Here is a 17,222-nt window from a genome sequence, read left to right as displayed (position 1 = left end):
TCGAGGGTGCAGATCAGGCTGCCGGTCATGCTCCGCCTCTCAGACGAGCGGGGTCGAACAGGGTGATCGGGTGCCGCGTGGCCCCGTCGATCGCGAGGTCGGCGAGGATCTCGCCGACGACGGGCACGAACTTGAAGCCGTGCCCCGAGAAGCCGCACGCCACGGTCACGCCGTCGTGCTCCGGGTGGCGGGCGATGACGAAGTGCCGGTCGGCGGTGTTGGTGTACATGCAGCTCGCGGCGCGCTGGAACGTGCCGGCGAGGCCGGGCATCGGGGACCTGGTGGCGGCCGCGATCGCCTCGACCTCGTAGGCGTGCACCGTGCGGTCGATGGTCTCGGGCGTGCAGATCTCGCCGCCGTGGTGGAACGCCACCTTCACCGCGCCGTCGTGCTCGGGGAAGCCGTAGAAACCAGTGCCGTCCGCGCGGTCCCAGATGTAGACCGGATAGCCGGCGAGCGGCTCGACCGGGGTGAAGTAGAACTGGACCTGGCGTTCGACTTCAAACGGGATCTGCAGGTCTGCCAGCAACTCCGGCGCCCACGGACCGGGGCACAGGACGACGTGTCCGGCCTCGTAGCTGCCACGGGTCGTGGTCACCCTGCCCGGCTCCCAGTGCGTCACCGGCTCCTCGAAGCGCAGGTCGGCGCCCGCGCGCTGGGCGAGCGCGAGGTGGGCCGCGACGGACGTCTCCGGCACGACGAAGCCCGCACCGGGTTCGTACAGCCCGATCTCGTCCGGCGCCGGCCGCAGGGCGGGAAAGCGCTCGCGGATCCGGGACGCGTCGAGCAGTTCGTGTGTCAACCCGAACTGCTCGACGCTCGCCCGGCTACCCGTGATGGCGCCGCTGTCCGGATCGCCGACGATGATCCCGCCGGCGCGGTGGAAGATCCGTTCACCGCTGTCCCGCTCGACCTGGTCCCACATCTCGTGGGCCCGCAGCAGCAGCGGCACGTACGCGGGGTCCTCGAAGTAGGCCTGCCGCGTGATGCGCGACCCGCCGTGGCTCGACCCCAGCGCGTGCGCGGGCGTGAACCTCTCCAGTCCCAGCACTCGTCGCCCGCGCTGGGCGAGCCGATACGCGGCGGCGCTGCCCATGCCGCCGAGCCCGATGACGACGACGTCGTAGGTCATCCGCGGAGCCTCTTCATCTCGGGGTCGAACAGCGGCTCCTGAGCCGGCCGGGCCTTGACCTTCTGACCGAAGTACTCGATCTCGACCTCGTCGTCGATCTCGCTGGGCAGCCAGGCGTAGGCGATGTTGAGACCGGTCGTGTACCCGTAGGCGGCACTCGTGACGTAGCCGACCGGTTCGCCTTGGTGGAACACGGGTTCGCTGCCCAGCACGACGCTGTGCGGGTCGTCGATCGTGAGGCAGGTGAGCTTCTTGGTCGAGGTGAGGTTGTGCAGCGATCCCTTGCCGAGGAACTCCTTGTCCTGGCGCACCGCGAACCCGAGCCCCGCCTCGAACGGGTCGTGCTCGGTCGTCACGTCCGTGCCCCACGACCGGTAGCCCTTCTCCAGGCGCAGGCTGGTGAACGCTCCGCGCCCGGCCGCGATGACCCCGTGCCGCTGCCCGGCCTCCCACAGCGTGTCCCACAGCTTCAGGCCGAGGTCGGCGGTGGTGTAGAGCTCCCAGCCCAGTTCGCCCACATAGGACAGTCGCAGCGCCGTCACCGGAACGTTCTTGATGAACGCTCTCTGCGCGGTGAAGTAACCCTTCCGCGTGTCCAGGGTGTGCGAGATGTCGTTGACGAGATCGCGCGCCAGCGGGCCCCACAGGCCGATGCAGCACGTTCCGGCCGTGATGTCCCTGATGAAGACGTCGTCCGGCGCGTGCCGGGTGAGCCAGTCGAGGTCGAGGTCGCCGTTCGCGCCGACCTGGAACGTCGACGCGCCGAGCCGGGCGATCGTCAGGTCGCTGCGCACGCCGCCCTGCTCGTCCAGCAGCAGCGTGTAGACGACGGCGCCGGGCTTGCGGTCGAGGTTGTTGGTCGTCATGCGCTGCAGGAACTCCAGTGCTCCCGGCCCGCCGACCTCCAGCCGCTTCAACGGCGTCATGTCGAACAGCGCGACCCGCCTGCGCGTCACCAGCGCCTCGGCCCCGCAGATCGGCGACCAGAACCGGCTCGCCCACTCGCCCCGCGCGGGCACCTCGGCGACCTCGGGCAGCCCGGCGTTGGCCTCGTACCAGTGCGGCCGCTCCCAGCCCGACGCCTCCAGGAAGAACGCGCCGAGCTCCTGCTGCCTGCCGTGGAACGGGCTCGTGCGGATCGGCCGCGGGTTCTCCATGGGCTGCAACGGGTGCAGCACGTCGTACACCTCGACGAAGTTCTGGCAGCTGCGCTCCAGCACGTAGTCGGGCGCCAGCTGCACCTGCTCGAACCGGTTGAGGTCGCTGGAGTGCAGGTCCAGCTCCGGCTGCCCGTCCACGATCCACTCGGCCACCGACCGCGCGACGCCCGCGGAGTGCGTGATCCACACCGCCTCCGCCACCCAGAAGCCGTGCAGCGCCGGGTGCTCGCCCAGCAACGGCATCCCGTCGCTGGTGAACGAGAACAGCCCGTTGAACCCGCGGTCCACCCCGGCCCGCGCCAGCGCCGGGATCAGTTCGACGGCCGACGCCCAGGACGCCTCGAAGTCCTCCTCCGTGAACGGCAGCTCCGAGCCGGTGATGTCACGCGCCGCGATCGGCATGGGCCGGTGCCCGTACGCGCCGATGCCCAGCGCCTTGCCGTGCGAGCGGAAGTACAGGTCGGCTTCCTGGTGCCGCAGGATCGGCTGGCGCGCCAACGCCTCCGCGTCGGCGTCCAGGTCGCGCGTGAACACGTACTGGTGGGCCATGGGCACGAGCGGAACGGTCAGCCCGACCATGTCGCCCAGCAGCGGGCCCCACATCCCGGCGCACGACACGACGATGTCCGCCGGGAACACGTCCGTCTCGGTCCGCACGCCGGTGACCCGTTCGCCCGAGGTCTCGACCGCGACGGCCTTCTGCCCGAACTCGAACCGCGCCCCGCGCTCGATCGCCCGCCGCGCCTGGACCTCGGCGGCCTGAACGGGTCTCGCGAGTCCGTCGTTCGGGATCAGGAACCCGCCGAGCAGCTGTTCCCGGTCCAGCAACGGGTGCAGGCGCGCGACCTCGTCCGCGTCGATCAGCCGGCTCTCCACGCCCCACGACGTGGCCCAGCCGTGCCGGCGGCTCAGGTCGGCGAGCCGTTCGGGACTGGTCGCGATCTCCAGGCCGCCGACCTGGTCGAAGCAGCCCAGCGCCGTGTACTTCTCGACGGTGTAGCGCGCGAACTGCGTCATGCTGCGGCACGAGTTGGTCTGGAAGACCAGGCCAGGGGCGTGCCCACTCGACCCGCCGACCGCGAACCCCGGCGCCTGGTCGAGGACCGTGACGTCGGTGAAGCCCCGTTCCGTGAGTTCGTCGGCCAGCGCACACCCGACGATCCCCGCCCCCACGAGCACCACGCGAGGCACTGCACAAGGCATCAGGACACCCCTTCGCCGCAGTTGCGGGTGACAGAACTCGTTCCGCTATCTGCAACAAGCTGCGGCTCACGGCGCCCAGCTGTCAATACCGCCGTTCGCGCGGGCGGCACCGGACGACCCTGTGAAACCGGGCAAATGAGGAGGTCGGCACCGCGAACGTCCAGCACAATCCGCGCATGGACTCCGTCAACCTGCACACGATGGCGCGCCGGTACCTGATGAGCCGCATCGAGAAGCTGCCGTCCGGACACGGCGGCACCACCGCCGCGCTGACGATCCAGAAGGCGGTCGACCGCCTCGACCGCGACGACCTGCCGCCGCCCAGGACGCTCGCCGCCGCCCTCGCCAAGGCCGCGGCGGCCCCGCTGGACCGCTGGCCCTCCGACAGCGGCGAGCGGGACGCGATCAGCGCGGAACGCGAGCGGTTCCGCGAGTCGGTCAGGAGCTGGGTCGACCGCGACCTCGTGGTCGAGCCGCTGCCGTACCGCCGCGTGTTCGGCGAGGAGGAGGCCGCGTCCTGGGCCCGCCGGATCGAGGAGCGCTGGGGCAGCGGGCGGCCGTTGTGGGACCCGCAGATCGACGGTGACGTGCCGGAGGGCCTGCTGGTGCTGCAGACCCCGGCGATGTGGGACGACGGCCCCGGCGTCGAGCCGATGCGCAGGGCCCTGCGGGAGAGGGGCCTCGCCGCGTGATCGAGATCAGGGAACCCGGCACCTCGGGCTCCCTGATCGATGCCGACCTGGTCGAACCGTTCTACACCGGCGTCGAGGCCGTGTGGACCGACGAGACGCTCGACTGGGTCGTCTACGCGTCACACCACTGGACGGTGGAGGTCAGCGGCACGCTGGTTCCCCGTCTGAAGGCCCTCTGGCCGGACCTCGACGACTGGCGCTACGTCGCTCCAGACTGGTACTAGCCAGCGAAGTAGCCGAGCTGCGCCGAGAGATCGGCCGCGGCCGACGACATGGTCGGCACGATCTCCGCGACCCGCTGCCGCGACAACCGGTACGACGGCCCGGAAGCGCTCATCGCCGCGACGACCTCGCCGCGGTGCCCGCGCACCGGCACGGCGACGGCGTGCAGGCCCAGCTCCAGTTCCTCGAAGCACGCCGCGAACCCCTGCGACGCGACCGTCTCCAGCTCTGCCAGCAGCCGGTCGCCGTCCACGAGCGTGCTCTCGGTGTACGAGTCGAGCGGCAGCGACACCAAGCGCTTGCGCTCGTCCACCGGCAGGTAGGCGAGCAGGACCTTGCCGGACGACGTGGCGTGCAGGGGCGTGCGCTGGCCGATCCAGTTGACGGCGGAGACGGCCGCGGAGCCGCGGGCCTGGGTGATGTTGATGGCGACGCCGGCGTCGTGCACGGCGATGTTGACGGTCTCGCCGAACGAGTCGGCGAGGGTCTGGCAGACGGGCTGGCCGAGTTTGGTCAGGTCCATGCGACCGGTGGCGGCGCCGGCCAGGCGCACCACCCCGAAACCGATGGCGTACTTGCCCCTTTCACCGAGCTGCTCCACCAGGCCACGCGACTCCAGCACGGAGACGAGTCTGGACACCGTGGACTTGTGCACACCCAGCTCGCCGGCGATTTCGGTGATACCGGCCTCGCCCTGCGCCAGAAGTTCGAGCACGCTGATGGCCCTGTCCACGGACTGCACCTGAGCTGCCGAGTCGGAGTTGCCCATCGCGCAACAGTAACCGGCAGGCAAAACAACCGGCTGGACTCTTGACGGCGGGTCGTCAGAGCCGCACATTGTGTTGCGTCATTCGGAACGTGTGCCGTTTTACGCAACGGAGGCCGACGATGATCCGCGCCTGCGCTCTCACGGACCTGCCCCCAGGGGAGACGGTTCGCATCGTCGGTCCTCGCGCGCACACCGCGAGCTCCGACCTTCGCACCGGCAAGCCGGCTTGTCTGCCCGCCAAAAGGCCGGTGAGGACCTGTCCCGTCCATGTGGAAGATGGAGGGGTCTATGTCGATACCGAAGTGAACAGGGACGTGGCGTGAAGACGATCGCGATCATCGGCGCCTCACTCGCCGGTCTGAGGTCGGCGCAGGCACTGCGCCAGCAGGGGTTCGACGGACGGATCGTCATCGTCGGCGACGAGGTCCACCTCCCCTATGACCGGCCCCCTCTCTCGAAGGACTTCCTCCTCGGCAAGGTCGAGGCGGTGCCGCTCGCGGACCAGGAGGACCTCGACGCGCTGGACGCGGAATGGCACCTGGGCGTGCGGGCGACCGGGTTGCCCTCCGGCCGGGAGGTCTCGCTCAGCGACGACACGACGGTCGAGGCCGACGGCATCGTCATCGCGACGGGCGGCCTGCCTCGCACGATTCCCGGCACGCACGTCCTGCGCACGCTGGACGACGCGATCAAGCTCCGCGAGGCGTTCGGCACAGCGCAGCACATCGGCGTCATCGGCGCCGGCTTCATCGGGGCGGAGATCGCCTCCAGTGCGCGCGCTCTGGGCAAGGACGTCACTGTCGTCGAAGCGCTCCCCACGCCTCTGACGCGCGTGCTGGGCGCTGAAATGGGTACTGCATGTGGACATCTGCACGGCGACCATGGATCAACGTTGATCACCGGCATCAACGTTGACTCGGTCAACGTCGACGGTGGAATCAACCTCGCGGACGGCCGTGTCGTCGGCGCCGACGTGGTCGTCGCGGGCATCGGCACGCGCCCGGCCACGGACTGGCTCACCGGCGGGCCGGTCAACGTCGGCAACGGCGTCCTATGCGACGCGGGCGGCGTGACGAACCTGCGCAACGTCGTCGCCGTCGGCGACGTCGCGAACTGCGCCGGGCACCGTGCCGAGCACTGGACGAGCGCGACCGAACAGGCACAGATCGCCACGCGGAACCTGCTCGCGGGCGAGACCGTCGCGACGCACACGCACGGCGGTTATGTCTGGTCCGACCAGTACGGCGTGCGGATCCAGTTCATCGGGCGAGCGACGGAGGACGTTCGCGTAGAAGATGGGTCCATCGAGGACAGGAAGTTCGTGGCGACCTATCGGGACGGTGACAACCCGGACGACGTCGTGGGCATCGTGGCCATGAGCAACGCACGACTCTTCACCCGGCTCCGCCGGAGTCTGAAGTAACGGTCGTCACGGTTTACCGCCAACGGCGACCGGCTAAACCCCAATGTCCTACTTGGACATACGAGCAGGGAGGCGTGTCGCCGGTGCGGCAGATCATCAACCCCTTCGACCAGAGTGTTCTCACGGAGGTCGAGGACCAAACCCGCGAACAGGCGATCCAGGCGATCGCCAGGGCGAGAAACGCCTTCGACCACGGTGACTGGCAGCACTCCAGCCCCGAACACCGCGCCGCCGTGCTGAACCGCGTCGCGGACCTCCTGGACCGCGACAAGGAGGACATCGCCCGCACCGAGACGCTCGACACCGGCAAGACGCTGGTCGAGAGCCGCATCGACGTGGACGACGTCGCCGCCGTGTTCCGCTACTACGGCAACCTCGCCGGACTGCTGCACCCGAAGATCGTCCAGGGCGTCCCGGCCGACGTCATCAGCCGCATCGACTACGAACCCGTCGGCGTCTGCGGCCTGATCGCGCCGTGGAACTACCCGCTGCTGCAGATGTCCTGGAAGATCGCGCCCGCTCTGCTCGCGGGCAACACGATCGTGGCCAAGCCCAGCGAGATCACTCCGCTCACGACGATCAAGCTGTTCGAGCTGCTGCAGGAGGCCGGGCTGCCCGACGGTGTCGCGAACATCGTCCTCGGCACCGGGCCGGAGGTCGGCGCGCCGCTGTCCGAGCACCCCGACGTCGACCTGATCTCGTTCACCGGCAGCCTCGCGACCGGTCAGCGGATCATGGCGTCGGCCGCGAAGACCGTGAAGAAGGTCGCGCTCGAACTCGGCGGCAAGAACCCGAACATCGTCTTCGCGGACGCCGACATCGACGTCGCCGTCGACTACGCGCTCACCGCCGCGTTCTTCCACGCCGGCCAGGTCTGCTCGTCGGGCACCCGGCTCATCGTGCACTCCAGCGTCTACGACGACTTCGTCGACGAGGTCGCGCGCCGGGCCGACCTCATCAAGCTGGGCAACGGGTTCGACGAGGACACCGAGTCCGGTCCCCTCGTCAGCGCCGAGCACCGGGCCAAGGTCGAGAGCTACGTCGAGGTCGCCCGGCAGGAGGGCGCGACGCTCAAGTCGGGCGGCAGGCGTCCGGAGGAACCCGAGCTGCAGAAGGGTTTCTTCTTCCGCCCCACCGTCTACGCGGACTGCACGAGGGACATGAAGCTCGTCCAGGACGAGACGTTCGGCCCGATCATCACCGCCGAGCGCTTCGAGACCGAGGACGAGGCGGTCAGGCTCGGCAACGACACCGAGTACGGCCTCGCCGGCGGTGTCTGGAGCCAGGACCTGGACAAGGCGCAGCGCGTGGCGAAGAAGCTGCGCCACGGCACGGTCTGGATCAACGAGTTCGGCCCGTACCTGCCGCAGGCGGAGTGGGGCGGCTTCAAGCGCTCCGGCGTCGGCCGCGAGCTCGGCACCGCCGGGCTGCACGAGTACACCGAGCCGAAGCACGTGTATCAGAACCTGAAGCCTCAAGCCCAGAACTGGTTCGCACGCAGTACTGGTTCCGCGCGAAGGGATTCCCAGTGACCGCGTACGACTACGTGATCGTCGGCGGCGGTACGGCGGGGTGCGTGCTCGCGGCAAGGCTCACCGAGGACGAGAACGTCACGGTCGCGGTCATCGAGGGCGGGCCCTCCGACGTCGGCGACGAGAAGATCCTGAACCTGCGCAACTGGATCAACCTGCTGGAGACCGAGTACGACTACGACTACCCGACGGTCGAACAGCCGCGCGGCAACTCGCACATCCGGCACAGCCGCGCGAAGGTGCTCGGCGGGTGTTCCAGCCACAACACGCTGATCTGCTTCCAGCCGCTGCCGCAGGACCTCGACGGCTGGGGCCACGGCTGGACGTGGGACGCGGTCGGCCCGTACTACGACAAGGTCCAGCTCAACATCATCCCGGTGGTGGAGAAGGACCGGAACCCGATCGCCGAGGACTTCGTCGCCGCCGCGAGGCAGGCCACGGGCGTCCCGGAGATCGACGACTTCAACGCCGCGCCGTTCGAGGACGGCGCCGGCTTCTTCTCCATCGCCTACCACCCGGAGAAGAACAACCAGCGGTCCAGCGCCAGCACCGCCTACGTGCACCCGGTCCTGGAGCGCGGGAACCTGACCCTGCTGCTCGACACCTGGGCGGGCCGGATCGAGTTCGACGGCAACCGCGCGATCGGCGTGCACACCGACAAGGGTTACGTCGAGGCGGACAAAGAGGTGCTGCTCTGCGCGGGCGCGATCGACACGCCCCGGCTGATGATGCTCTCGGGCATCGGCGACGCGGAGCACCTGAGCAGCATCGGCATCGAGCCCAGGCACGACCTGCCCGGCGTCGGCGAGAACCTGCTCGACCACCCGGAGTCGGTCATCGTCTGGGAGACCACGAAGCCGTTGCCGGAGAACTCGGTGATGGACTCCGACGCCGGGCTGTTCATCCGGCGTGACGAGTCGGACCCGCGGCCGGACCTGATGTTCCACTTCTACCAGATCCCGTTCACCACCAACACGGAACGCCTCGGCTACCCGGCGGTGGAGCACGGGGTCTGCATGACGCCGAACATCCCGCGGCCGCACAGCAGGGGCAAGCTGTGGCTGAAGTCCAGCGACCCCGCGGAGAAGCCGGCGCTCGACTTCGGCTACTTCACGAACCCCGACGGCTACGACGAGCAGACTTTGGTCGACGGCTTCCGGATCGCGCGGAAGATCGCCGAGCAGGAGCCGCTGAAGTCGTGGCTCAAGCGGGAGATCGCGCCGGGCCCGGACGTCACGAGCGACGAGGCGCTGTCGGAGTACGGCCGCCGCGCCGCCCACACCGTCTACCACCCGGCGGGCACCTGTGCCATCGGATCCGTTGTGGACGGTGACCTGAAGGTCATCGGGCTCGAAGGCCTCCGGGTCGTCGACGCGTCCGTGTTCCCGACCATGCCCACCGTGAACCCCATGGTCACGGTTCTCATGATCGGAGAACGTGCCGCGGACCTGATCAGGGAGGCACGGTGACAGCGACAGCCGAGGACAGGCTCAGGGATCTCGGCTACACCTCGGAGTTCAAGCGGGACATGAGTCCCTGGGCGAACTTCTCGCTGGGCTTCACCTACCTCTCCCCCGTGGTCAGCACGTACACGTTGTTCGGCGTCGCCCTCGCCCTGGGCGGCCCGCCGATGATCTGGAGCTTCGTCGTCGCGGGCGTCGGCCAGTTCCTGGTCGCGCTGATCTTCGGTGAGCTCGTGGCGCAGTACCCGGTCGCGGGCGGCGTGTACCCCTGGGCACGCCGTCTGTGGGGCAAGCGCTGGGCGTGGATGACCGGCTGGGTCTACATGATCGCCCTGCTGGTCACCATCGCGTCCGTCAGTTACGGCGCAGGCCCTTATCTGGCAACGCTCCTCGGCTACACGGCCACGGTCGGCAACACGGTGCTGTGCGCGATCGCGATCGTCGTGGTGTCCACGCTCATCAACTACGCGGGCACGAAGGTGCTGTCGTGGGCCGCCATCTTCGGGTTCGCCGCGGAGATCGTCGGTGCGCTTGTGGTCGGCATCTGGCTGCTGGTCGACAACCGCGTGCACGGCCTGGGCGTGCTGTTCGACAGCTTCGGCGCGGAAGGGTCGGGCAGTTACCTGCCGGCGTTCTTCGCGGCGGGCATCATCGGTCTCTACCAGTACTACGGCTTCGAGGCGTGCGGTGACACCGCGGAAGAGGTCAAGGACCCCGGCCGCGTCATTCCGAAGGCCATGCGCCGCACCATCTACATCGGCGGCGCGGCGGCCACGTTCGCGTGCCTGTCGCTGCTGCTGGCGGTGCCGGACTTCGGCAAGGTCATCAGTGGCGAGGACGCCGACCCGGTCACGAACGTCCTGACGAACGCGTTCGGCCCGGTCGGCTACAAGATCGTGATCGGCGTCGTGCTGATCTCGTTCCTGTCCTGCACGATGTCGCTGCAGGCGGCGGCGTCCCGCCTCACGTACTCCTACGCCCGCGACAAGATGATCTTCGGGCACAGGGCGCTCGCCAAGTTCAACCCGAAGCGCCACATCCCGCCGTACGCGCTCGCGCTGGCCGGTGTCATCCCGGTGGTCATCGTGCTCGCGTCGACGCTGTCCACGAACGCGCTGGACAAGATCGTGTCGTTCGCGACGCTCGGCATCTACCTGGGCTTCCAGATGGTCGTGTTCGCGGCGCTGCGGGCGCGGCTCAAGGGCTGGACGCCGTCCGGTGAGTTCACGCTCGGCCGGTGGGGCCTGATCGTCAACGTGCTGGCCCTGGCGTACGGCGTCGCGGCGATGGTGAACATGGTGTGGCCGCGCACCCCGGACGCGCCCTGGTACGACGACTACGTCGTGATCCTCAGCGGCGCGCTCGTCGTCGGCATCGGCCTGGTCTACATGCTCATCGCCAAGCCGTTCGGCAACTCCGACGCGGCCGCCGGGGACGCGGTGCCCGTGTCAGCCCTGCAGGCGAAGTAGGCGCAGGGCGAGCTGCACCTCCAGCACGCGCTCCGGCGACTGCCAGTCGCCGAGCAGCGACGAGACCCGGTCGAGCCGTTGCGTGACCGTGTTGACGTGGAGGTGCAGCTCCGCCTTGGCGCGGCTGAGGTTCGCGCCGCAGCGGAAGTAGACCTCCAGCGTGTGCACCAGTTCCGTGCCGCGCTCGGAGTCGTAGTCGAGCACCGGGCCGAGCACCGACCGCACGTAGCCGGACACGTCCGCCCGGTCGCCCAGCAGCACGCCGACGAACCCGAGGTCGTCCATCGTCGCGGCGTCCTTGTCGCGGCCCAGCTGCCGCAACGCCTTCAGGCACCGCCGCGCCTCCTCGTAGGCCGCCGCGATCGCCACCGGCCCTGCGACCGGGCCGCACGCCCCCACGGTCGCGTCCAGCGCCTTCGCCACCTCGCGGGCGACGTGGGTGGACACCGACGGCAACGCCAGCACGACGTCCCGGCCGCGCGACCCGGCCAGTCCCTTGTGGACGGACGCGTAGTGGGTGGCGCCGGACAGGTTCCCGTCCGCCACCAGCACCACGTGCGGGTCGCTCAGCTCGACGCCGACCCGGCGGGCCCGCGCCAGCAGCCCGGCGGCGTCGCGCCCGTCCAGGACGTCGGTGATCAGCTCGCCGCGGACCTTGTTCTCCGCCTCGGCCACGGTCCGGCGCAGCAGCAACAGCAACGCCGTCACCGCCGCCGACCGTTCGAACACCCGCCGGTCCGCGTCGGACAGGTCCGGGCGGCCCGAGAGAGCGATCCCACCCAGCAGCTCCGAGCCGGCCAGCACCGCGCACACCCACACGCCGGCCAGCAGCACGGCCCGCCCGTTCGCCCGCACGGCGGCGGGAGGCACGGCGTCCAGCACCTCGACCGGCCCGCCGAGCAACTCCCCCACCGCCGCCGCGACCTCAGCGGAGGAACCACCGCGCAGCACGAGGTCCGTGAGCCGGTCGTGCGCCTCCTCGGCGCGTTTCATGGCCTCGTTGTGCGACTGGATCGTCGCGAACAACGACGCCGTGTCGATCGCGATGGCCGCGTGGTCGGCCAGGGACTGCAGCAGCGCGACCTGCTCGGCGGGGAACTCGCGCGGGCTCCGGTCGGCCGCGTACAGCACGCCGATGACCTTCGAGTCGAGCTTGAGCGGCACACCGAGGATCGCCGTCAGACCCTCGTCGTGCACCGCGGAGTCGATCGGGTTCGTGTGGTTGAACCGGGCGTCGGCGAAGTAGTCGGACGTCGCGTACGGCCGGGCGGTCTGCGCGACGAGCCCGCCCAGCCCCTCGCCGAGTCCCAGCCTGACCTTCTGGAACAACGGCGAGAACGACCCGTCCGTCACCCTCATGTAGGTGCCGGCCGGGTCGTTCATCGACAGGTAGGAGACGTCCGTGCCGAGCAGGGTCCGGGCCCTGCGCACGATCGAGCGGAGAACCGCGTCCGGGTCGCGCATGCCCGCGAGCTCGGACGCGGTCTCGAACAACGCCGCCAGTTCGGCCTCACGCCGTCGTGTCACACCCCAACCCTGTCATGTTCCTCCAGATCCGCACCACGGGTCTCCTTGGCGAACGCGATGGCGACCACGGTGATCACGCAGGTGATCAACACGTACACGGCGATGGGGAACGACGACTTGTAGGCCTGCAACAGCGCCGTCGCGATCAACGGTGCGAGCGCTCCCGCCATGATGGACGCCAGCTGGTAGCCGACCGACGCGCCCGAGTACCGCACCCGCGTCCCGAAGAGCTCCGAGAAGAACGCCGCCTGCGGCCCGTACATCGCGCCGTGCAGCACCAGGCCGACCGTCGTCGCCACCGTGATCAGCACGGGATCGCGGGTGTCGAGCAACGCGAAGAACGCGAAGATCCACGCGGCCATGCCGACCGCACCGACCAGGTAGATCGACCGCCGCCCGAACCGGTCGGAGAGGTGACCCCACACCGGGATCGTGATCAGGTGCGCGGCCGACGCGATCAGCACCGCGTTGAGCCCGACGGACTTCGACAACCCGAGCCCGGTCACCACGTAGACGAGGATGAACGCCGTGATCACGTAGTACGACACGTTCTCGGCGAACCGCGCGCCCATCGCGATCAGCACCTCGCGCCAGTTGTGCTTGAGCAGCTCCAGCGCGGGCGCCTTCTCCGGTTCCGGCTCGGTCTCCCCAGCCGCCTTCCGCTGGGCGGCCTTCTCCTGGGCAGCCAGGAAGATCGGCGACTCGGACACCGACAGCCGGATCCACAGCCCGATCACCACGAGCACACCGGAGAGCAGGAACGGGACCCGCCAGCCCCACGCGAGGAAGTCCTCGTCGGACTGCACGGCCGCCAGCACCGCCAGCACGCCGGTCGCGAGCAGGTTCCCGCACGGCACACCGGCCTGCGGCCACGACGCCCAGAACCCGCGCCGCTTCGGATCACCGTGCTCCGACACGATCAGCACGGCCCCGCCCCACTCGCCACCGAGCGCGAAGCCCTGCACGAGCCGCAGCAGCGTCAGCAGCACCGGCGCAAGGACGCCCACCGACGCGTACGTCGGCAGCACGCCCATCAGCATCGTCGCGCCACCCATCAGCAGCAACGACAACACCAGCAACTTCTTGCGCCCCAAGCGATCCCCGAAGTGGCCGAAGATGAGGCCGCCCAGCGGCCGGGCCAGGAAGCCGATCGCGTACGTGGTGAACGCGAGCAGCGTGCCCGTCAACGGGTCCGCGGTCGGGAAGAACAGCTTGTTGAACACCAGGGCGGCCGCGGAACCGTAGAGGAAGAAGTCGTACCACTCGACGGTCGTCCCGATGAGCGAGGCGCCTACCACTTTTTTGATCATCGACAACTCCTCATTGAGCTGACCAGCCGCCATCGACGGCCAACGACGTACCGGTGACAAAACTGTTGCCGCACAACCACAGGACGGCGTCCGCGACCTCGGAGGGTTCGATCAGCCGTTTCACCGCGCTGCGCTGCAGGAAGATCTGCGACGAGACGTCCGCCTCGGAGATGCCGTGCACCCTGGCCTGGTCCGCGATCTGCTTCTCCACCAACGGGGTCCGCACGTAGCCGGGCGCGACGCAGTTCGACGTCACGCCGTGCGGGGCGCCTTCCAGCGCGGCGACCTTGGAGAAGCCCTCGAGGCCGTGCTTGGCCGCGACGTAAGCGGACTTGAACGCGGAGGCGCGCATCCCGTGCACGCTGGAGATGTGGACGAGCCGGCCCCAGCCGCGCGAGTACATGTGCGGCAGCACGTGCCGGGTGAGCCGGAACGCGGCGCCCAGCATGAGCTCGACCATCGCCGAGAAGCGCTCGGCGGGGAACTCGTGGATGGGCGCGACGTGCTGCACGCCGGCGTTGTTGACCAGGACGTCGATCTCACCGGGTAGCGCGTCCACGGAACCGGTGAGGTCCAGCACGTGGCCGACCCCGCCGAGCTCCTCGGCCAACGCCAGGACCTGGGGATCTCGGTCGGCCAGGTGGACCTTGGCACCCGCGGAGGCCAGTGCGCGGGCGCAGGCCAGGCCGATGCCGCTCGCGGCTCCGGTGACCAGCGCGCTGTGACCCGTGACACTCGACATGTCCGGAAACGGTAGGCGTCACCCGCCGTGATCGACATGTGGCGCACCCACATAACGCCTGGTCGCAAGATGGCTTTAGCCAACATTTAGCGTCTCGGAGGCATATGTGCCGGGAAGCTGGGTATAGAGGCGTAAGCTCCCGTCACCTGAACGGGGGAAGATCAGTACGAGGGGGCACCACCATGTCTGCAACACCCATTTACGACGACCTCCTGCGCGAGCTCGAAGGCATCGCACAGGAGGCCGTGTCGACCGGCTCGGAGCCCACTCCCGAGCCCGTCAAGTCGTAAGGACTACTTCGGAGGCGCGATCAGCTCGGCGGGAACCGGCTGGTCCTTGCTGATCAGGTCGAACAGCTGAGACGCCTTCTCCTTGTTCCACTGCACGACCGAACCCGCACCGGGCACCGTCGGCGTGCCACCGACCGGCACCGTTCCGCTCGAGGCATCGCTCATGTTGAGCGCGACGCTGGCCAGGTGCCACACGTGGTCGTCCTCGTTGACCGAGACCGAACCGGACGCCGCGTTCATCAGCGGGATGACGCGGAACGGGTTCGCGAGCGTCGCCGGGCTCTTCACCTTCTCGAAGAGCGCCGTCAGGAACTTCCGCTGGTTCTGCACGCGCTGCAGGTCGGCGGTCGCGAACGCACGGGTCCGCACGAACCCGAGAGCCTGCGGCCCGTCGAGCTCCTGGCAGCCCGCGGGCAGGTCGATGCCGGCCAGCGGGTCCTTGATCGGCTGGTCCAGGCAGATGTCCACGCCGCCGACCGCGTCGACCATGTCGGAGAACCCGCCGAAGCCGATCTCCATGTAGTGGTCGATCCGCACGCCGGTCGCGCCCTCGACGGTCTGCACGAGCATCTGCGGCCCGCCGAACGCGTAGGCCGCGTTGACCTTGTTGCGGCCGTTCTCCGGGATCGAGACGTAGGAGTCACGCGGAATCGACACCAGCACCGGCTTGGCCGCGCTGTTGTCCGGCAGGTGCAGCATCATGATGGTGTCGGTCCGCCTTCCGGCGGCGTCACCGGTGGCCAGCGCGTCCTTCTGCTCCTGCGTCAGGCCCTCCCGGGCGTCCGATCCGACGAGCAGCCAGGTGGTACCCGGCGTCTCGGCGGGACGGCCCGCGTAGTCCGGCAGCGCGTTGATCCGCGTCAGCGTCGAGTCGACGTAGAACCCGAACCCGACGACACCCAGAACCAGGACGAGCAGCAGCACCAGAATGACGCGCCCCGGACGCCTCTTCTTCTTCATCGGCCGCTGCGGCGGCATGGGACGCCGCGGCTGCTGGTAGCCGTGGTGGTACCCAGCGCTCATTTGTCGCCAACCCCGATCGCATCAGTTTCGCTTTGCAACTAGGGACGCCGTTCGTCCCCTTAGGTTGCGAGGAACCTACCGGGGTGGCAGCACCAACGTCTCGAACAGGCGGTCCACCTCGGCCGACGGGTCGTCCGTCCAGCCCGTGTGAGCAGGTGACGTCTGCACGATCGTGCTGCGGGGCGCGGTCAGCCAGCGGAAGCGCTGCCCCACCGTCGTGCGGCTGACCGGACCGGCCGCGGCCGCGCCGTCGCACGAGTTCGTCAGGTGCTCGAGACTGCTCCGCAGCACCTCGACGTCGAGGTGCGGGTCCAGCACCCGCAGCCGCTCACCGTCCACATAGGTCTTCGCGCACAGGAAGTCGAGCGGCGCGCAGTAGACGATGACGCCGACGTTCATGAACTCGCCCCGCTCCTGCCGCGGTACCGCCCGCAGCAGCGCGTACTCAAACACGTGCGGCACGCGCGGCCTCCAGCGAGTCGACCCAGCCGCGGTTGGTCAGGCGGTAGGTGAAGAAGTCCTTGTAACGGCGGCGCAGTTCCGCCGGATCGCCTTCCAGCCACTCGTCGGGAACGAGCGCGAGCACCTCGTCGAGCAGCTCCGGCGTGACCATCGCGGCCAGCTCCGCGTCCACATCGGACAGAGCGCCCGCGTTCGGCAGCATCGCGTGGTCCGACGAGTCGTACCGGTACTCCTTGGTGGCCGGTCGTTCCTCGCTCCACGAGTAGTGGAAGTACAGCGCGGCGCCGTGGTCAATCAGCCACGGTTCGCGGTGCCACAGCAGCATGTTCGGGTTGCGCCAGCTACGGTCGACGTTGAGCACCAGCGCGTCGAACCACAGCAGCCTCGTCGCGAGCTCGGTGCCGGGGTCGCGCACGACCGGGTTGAAGTCGAACGAGCCGGGCAGGTAGTCGAGTCCGAGGTTGAGGCCGCCGCTCGCGCGCAGCAGTTCCTGGACCTCCTGGTCGGGTTCCGCGCGCGCCAGCTCCGGGTCGAGGTGCACCAGGACGATCTCGGGTATCCGGAAGCCGAGCCGCCGCGCGAGCTCGCCGACGACGACCTCGGCGACCAGGACCTTCACGCCCTGCCCCGCGCCGCGGAACTTCACCACGTACATGCCCAGGTCGTCGGCCTCGACCAGCCCCGGCATCGAACCGCCCTCGCGGAACGGCGTCACGTACCGGGTGGCCGTGACCTCCCTCAGATGACTCACCCGCGCATGATCACACGGGAACCACCCGGAAGCCGAGCCGGATTCCGGCCGC

Annotated in this window: 15 protein-coding genes; 6 read left to right on the top strand and 9 right to left on the bottom strand. The window is 69.2% G+C overall.

The genetic code is table 11. The features are described 5' to 3' along the window. Positions 1-25: 25 nt before the first annotated feature. Both solA and LX88_RS38630 read right to left on the bottom strand, forming a co-directional pair. The gene (solA, locus tag LX88_RS38635) at positions 26-1,132 is read right to left on the bottom strand and encodes an N-methyl-L-tryptophan oxidase (RefSeq protein WP_258952706.1); all 1,107 of its coding nucleotides are present in this window, start codon (positions 1,130-1,132) and stop codon (positions 26-28) included. Next, positions 1,129-3,495, bottom strand: a complete 2,367-nt coding sequence (locus tag LX88_RS38630) for a GcvT family protein (RefSeq protein WP_258952705.1) — start codon at positions 3,493-3,495, stop codon at positions 1,129-1,131. The genes solA and LX88_RS38630 overlap by 4 nt, the downstream gene beginning before the upstream one ends. Positions 3,496-3,671: 176 nt before the next feature. Between LX88_RS38630 and LX88_RS38625 the strand changes: the two genes are divergently transcribed. Together LX88_RS38625 and LX88_RS38620 are read left to right on the top strand one after the other, a co-directional pair. Continuing rightward, positions 3,672-4,187, top strand: coding sequence for a hypothetical protein (locus LX88_RS38625; protein WP_258952704.1), 516 nt, complete (start codon positions 3,672-3,674; stop codon positions 4,185-4,187). Further along, positions 4,184-4,411 (top strand): hypothetical protein, encoded by a 228-nt coding sequence (locus LX88_RS38620; RefSeq protein ID WP_258952703.1) that lies wholly within the window; start codon positions 4,184-4,186, stop codon positions 4,409-4,411. Before LX88_RS38625 ends, LX88_RS38620 begins: the two co-directional genes overlap by 4 nt. On the opposite strand, the gene LX88_RS38615 is transcribed toward LX88_RS38620, so the two are convergent. Then, positions 4,408-5,178, bottom strand: coding sequence for an IclR family transcriptional regulator (locus LX88_RS38615; RefSeq protein WP_258952702.1), 771 nt, complete (start codon positions 5,176-5,178; stop codon positions 4,408-4,410). The two genes, LX88_RS38620 and LX88_RS38615, sit on opposite strands and share 4 nt — an antisense overlap. Positions 5,179-5,497: 319 nt before the next feature. On the opposite strand from LX88_RS38615, the gene LX88_RS38605 reads away from it, so the two are divergent. The 4 genes from LX88_RS38605 to LX88_RS38590 all read left to right on the top strand — a co-directional run bounded on the left by LX88_RS38605 (position 5,498) and on the right by LX88_RS38590 (position 11,065). Further along, complete coding sequence (locus LX88_RS38605) at positions 5,498-6,601, top strand: NAD(P)/FAD-dependent oxidoreductase (protein ID WP_258952700.1); 1,104 nt, start codon at positions 5,498-5,500, stop codon at positions 6,599-6,601. A 74-nt stretch (positions 6,602-6,675) separates the two neighbouring features. Continuing rightward, complete coding sequence (locus LX88_RS38600; RefSeq protein ID WP_258952699.1) at positions 6,676-8,133, top strand: aldehyde dehydrogenase family protein; 1,458 nt, start codon at positions 6,676-6,678, stop codon at positions 8,131-8,133. Continuing rightward, the gene (locus LX88_RS38595) at positions 8,130-9,602 is read left to right on the top strand and encodes a GMC family oxidoreductase (protein WP_258952698.1); all 1,473 of its coding nucleotides are present in this window, start codon (positions 8,130-8,132) and stop codon (positions 9,600-9,602) included. Before LX88_RS38600 ends, LX88_RS38595 begins: the two co-directional genes overlap by 4 nt. Further along, complete coding sequence (locus tag LX88_RS38590; protein WP_258952697.1) at positions 9,599-11,065, top strand: APC family permease; 1,467 nt, start codon at positions 9,599-9,601, stop codon at positions 11,063-11,065. The genes LX88_RS38595 and LX88_RS38590 overlap by 4 nt, the downstream gene beginning before the upstream one ends. On the opposite strand, the gene LX88_RS38585 is transcribed toward LX88_RS38590, so the two are convergent. The 6 genes from LX88_RS38585 to LX88_RS38560 form a co-directional block, all read right to left on the bottom strand. Beyond that, positions 11,045-12,592, bottom strand: coding sequence for a helix-turn-helix domain-containing protein (locus tag LX88_RS38585; protein ID WP_258952696.1), 1,548 nt, complete (start codon positions 12,590-12,592; stop codon positions 11,045-11,047). The genes LX88_RS38590 and LX88_RS38585 overlap by 21 nt on opposite strands. Then, a complete protein-coding gene (locus tag LX88_RS38580; RefSeq protein ID WP_258952695.1) occupies positions 12,589-13,902 on the bottom strand; it encodes an MFS transporter in 1,314 nt (437 codons plus the stop codon). Before LX88_RS38580 ends, LX88_RS38585 begins: the two co-directional genes overlap by 4 nt. 10 nt (positions 13,903-13,912) lie before the next feature. Continuing rightward, positions 13,913-14,644, bottom strand: coding sequence for a 3-hydroxybutyrate dehydrogenase (locus tag LX88_RS38575; RefSeq protein WP_258952694.1), 732 nt, complete (start codon positions 14,642-14,644; stop codon positions 13,913-13,915). 293 nt (positions 14,645-14,937) lie between these two features. Continuing rightward, positions 14,938-15,957 (bottom strand): LCP family protein, encoded by a 1,020-nt coding sequence (locus LX88_RS38570; RefSeq protein WP_258952693.1) that lies wholly within the window; start codon positions 15,955-15,957, stop codon positions 14,938-14,940. 75 nt (positions 15,958-16,032) lie between these two features. Next, positions 16,033-16,419: a DUF3037 domain-containing protein gene (locus LX88_RS38565; protein WP_258952692.1), complete on the bottom strand. Its 387-nt coding sequence runs from the start codon at positions 16,417-16,419 to the stop codon at positions 16,033-16,035. Next, positions 16,403-17,170 carry a HipA family kinase gene (locus LX88_RS38560; protein WP_258952691.1) on the bottom strand — a complete coding sequence of 256 codons (768 nt, stop codon included), beginning with the start codon at positions 17,168-17,170 and terminating at the stop codon, positions 16,403-16,405. The genes LX88_RS38565 and LX88_RS38560 overlap by 17 nt, the downstream gene beginning before the upstream one ends. Between the last annotated feature and the right edge of the window lie 52 nt (positions 17,171-17,222).

Origin of the sequence: Lentzea californiensis (genome assembly GCF_024648825.1) — a bacterium.
In the GTDB taxonomy this organism is placed as follows: domain Bacteria; phylum Actinomycetota; class Actinomycetes; order Mycobacteriales; family Pseudonocardiaceae; genus Lentzea; species Lentzea californiensis.
This window is presented reverse-complemented; position numbering and strand designations above follow the sequence as displayed.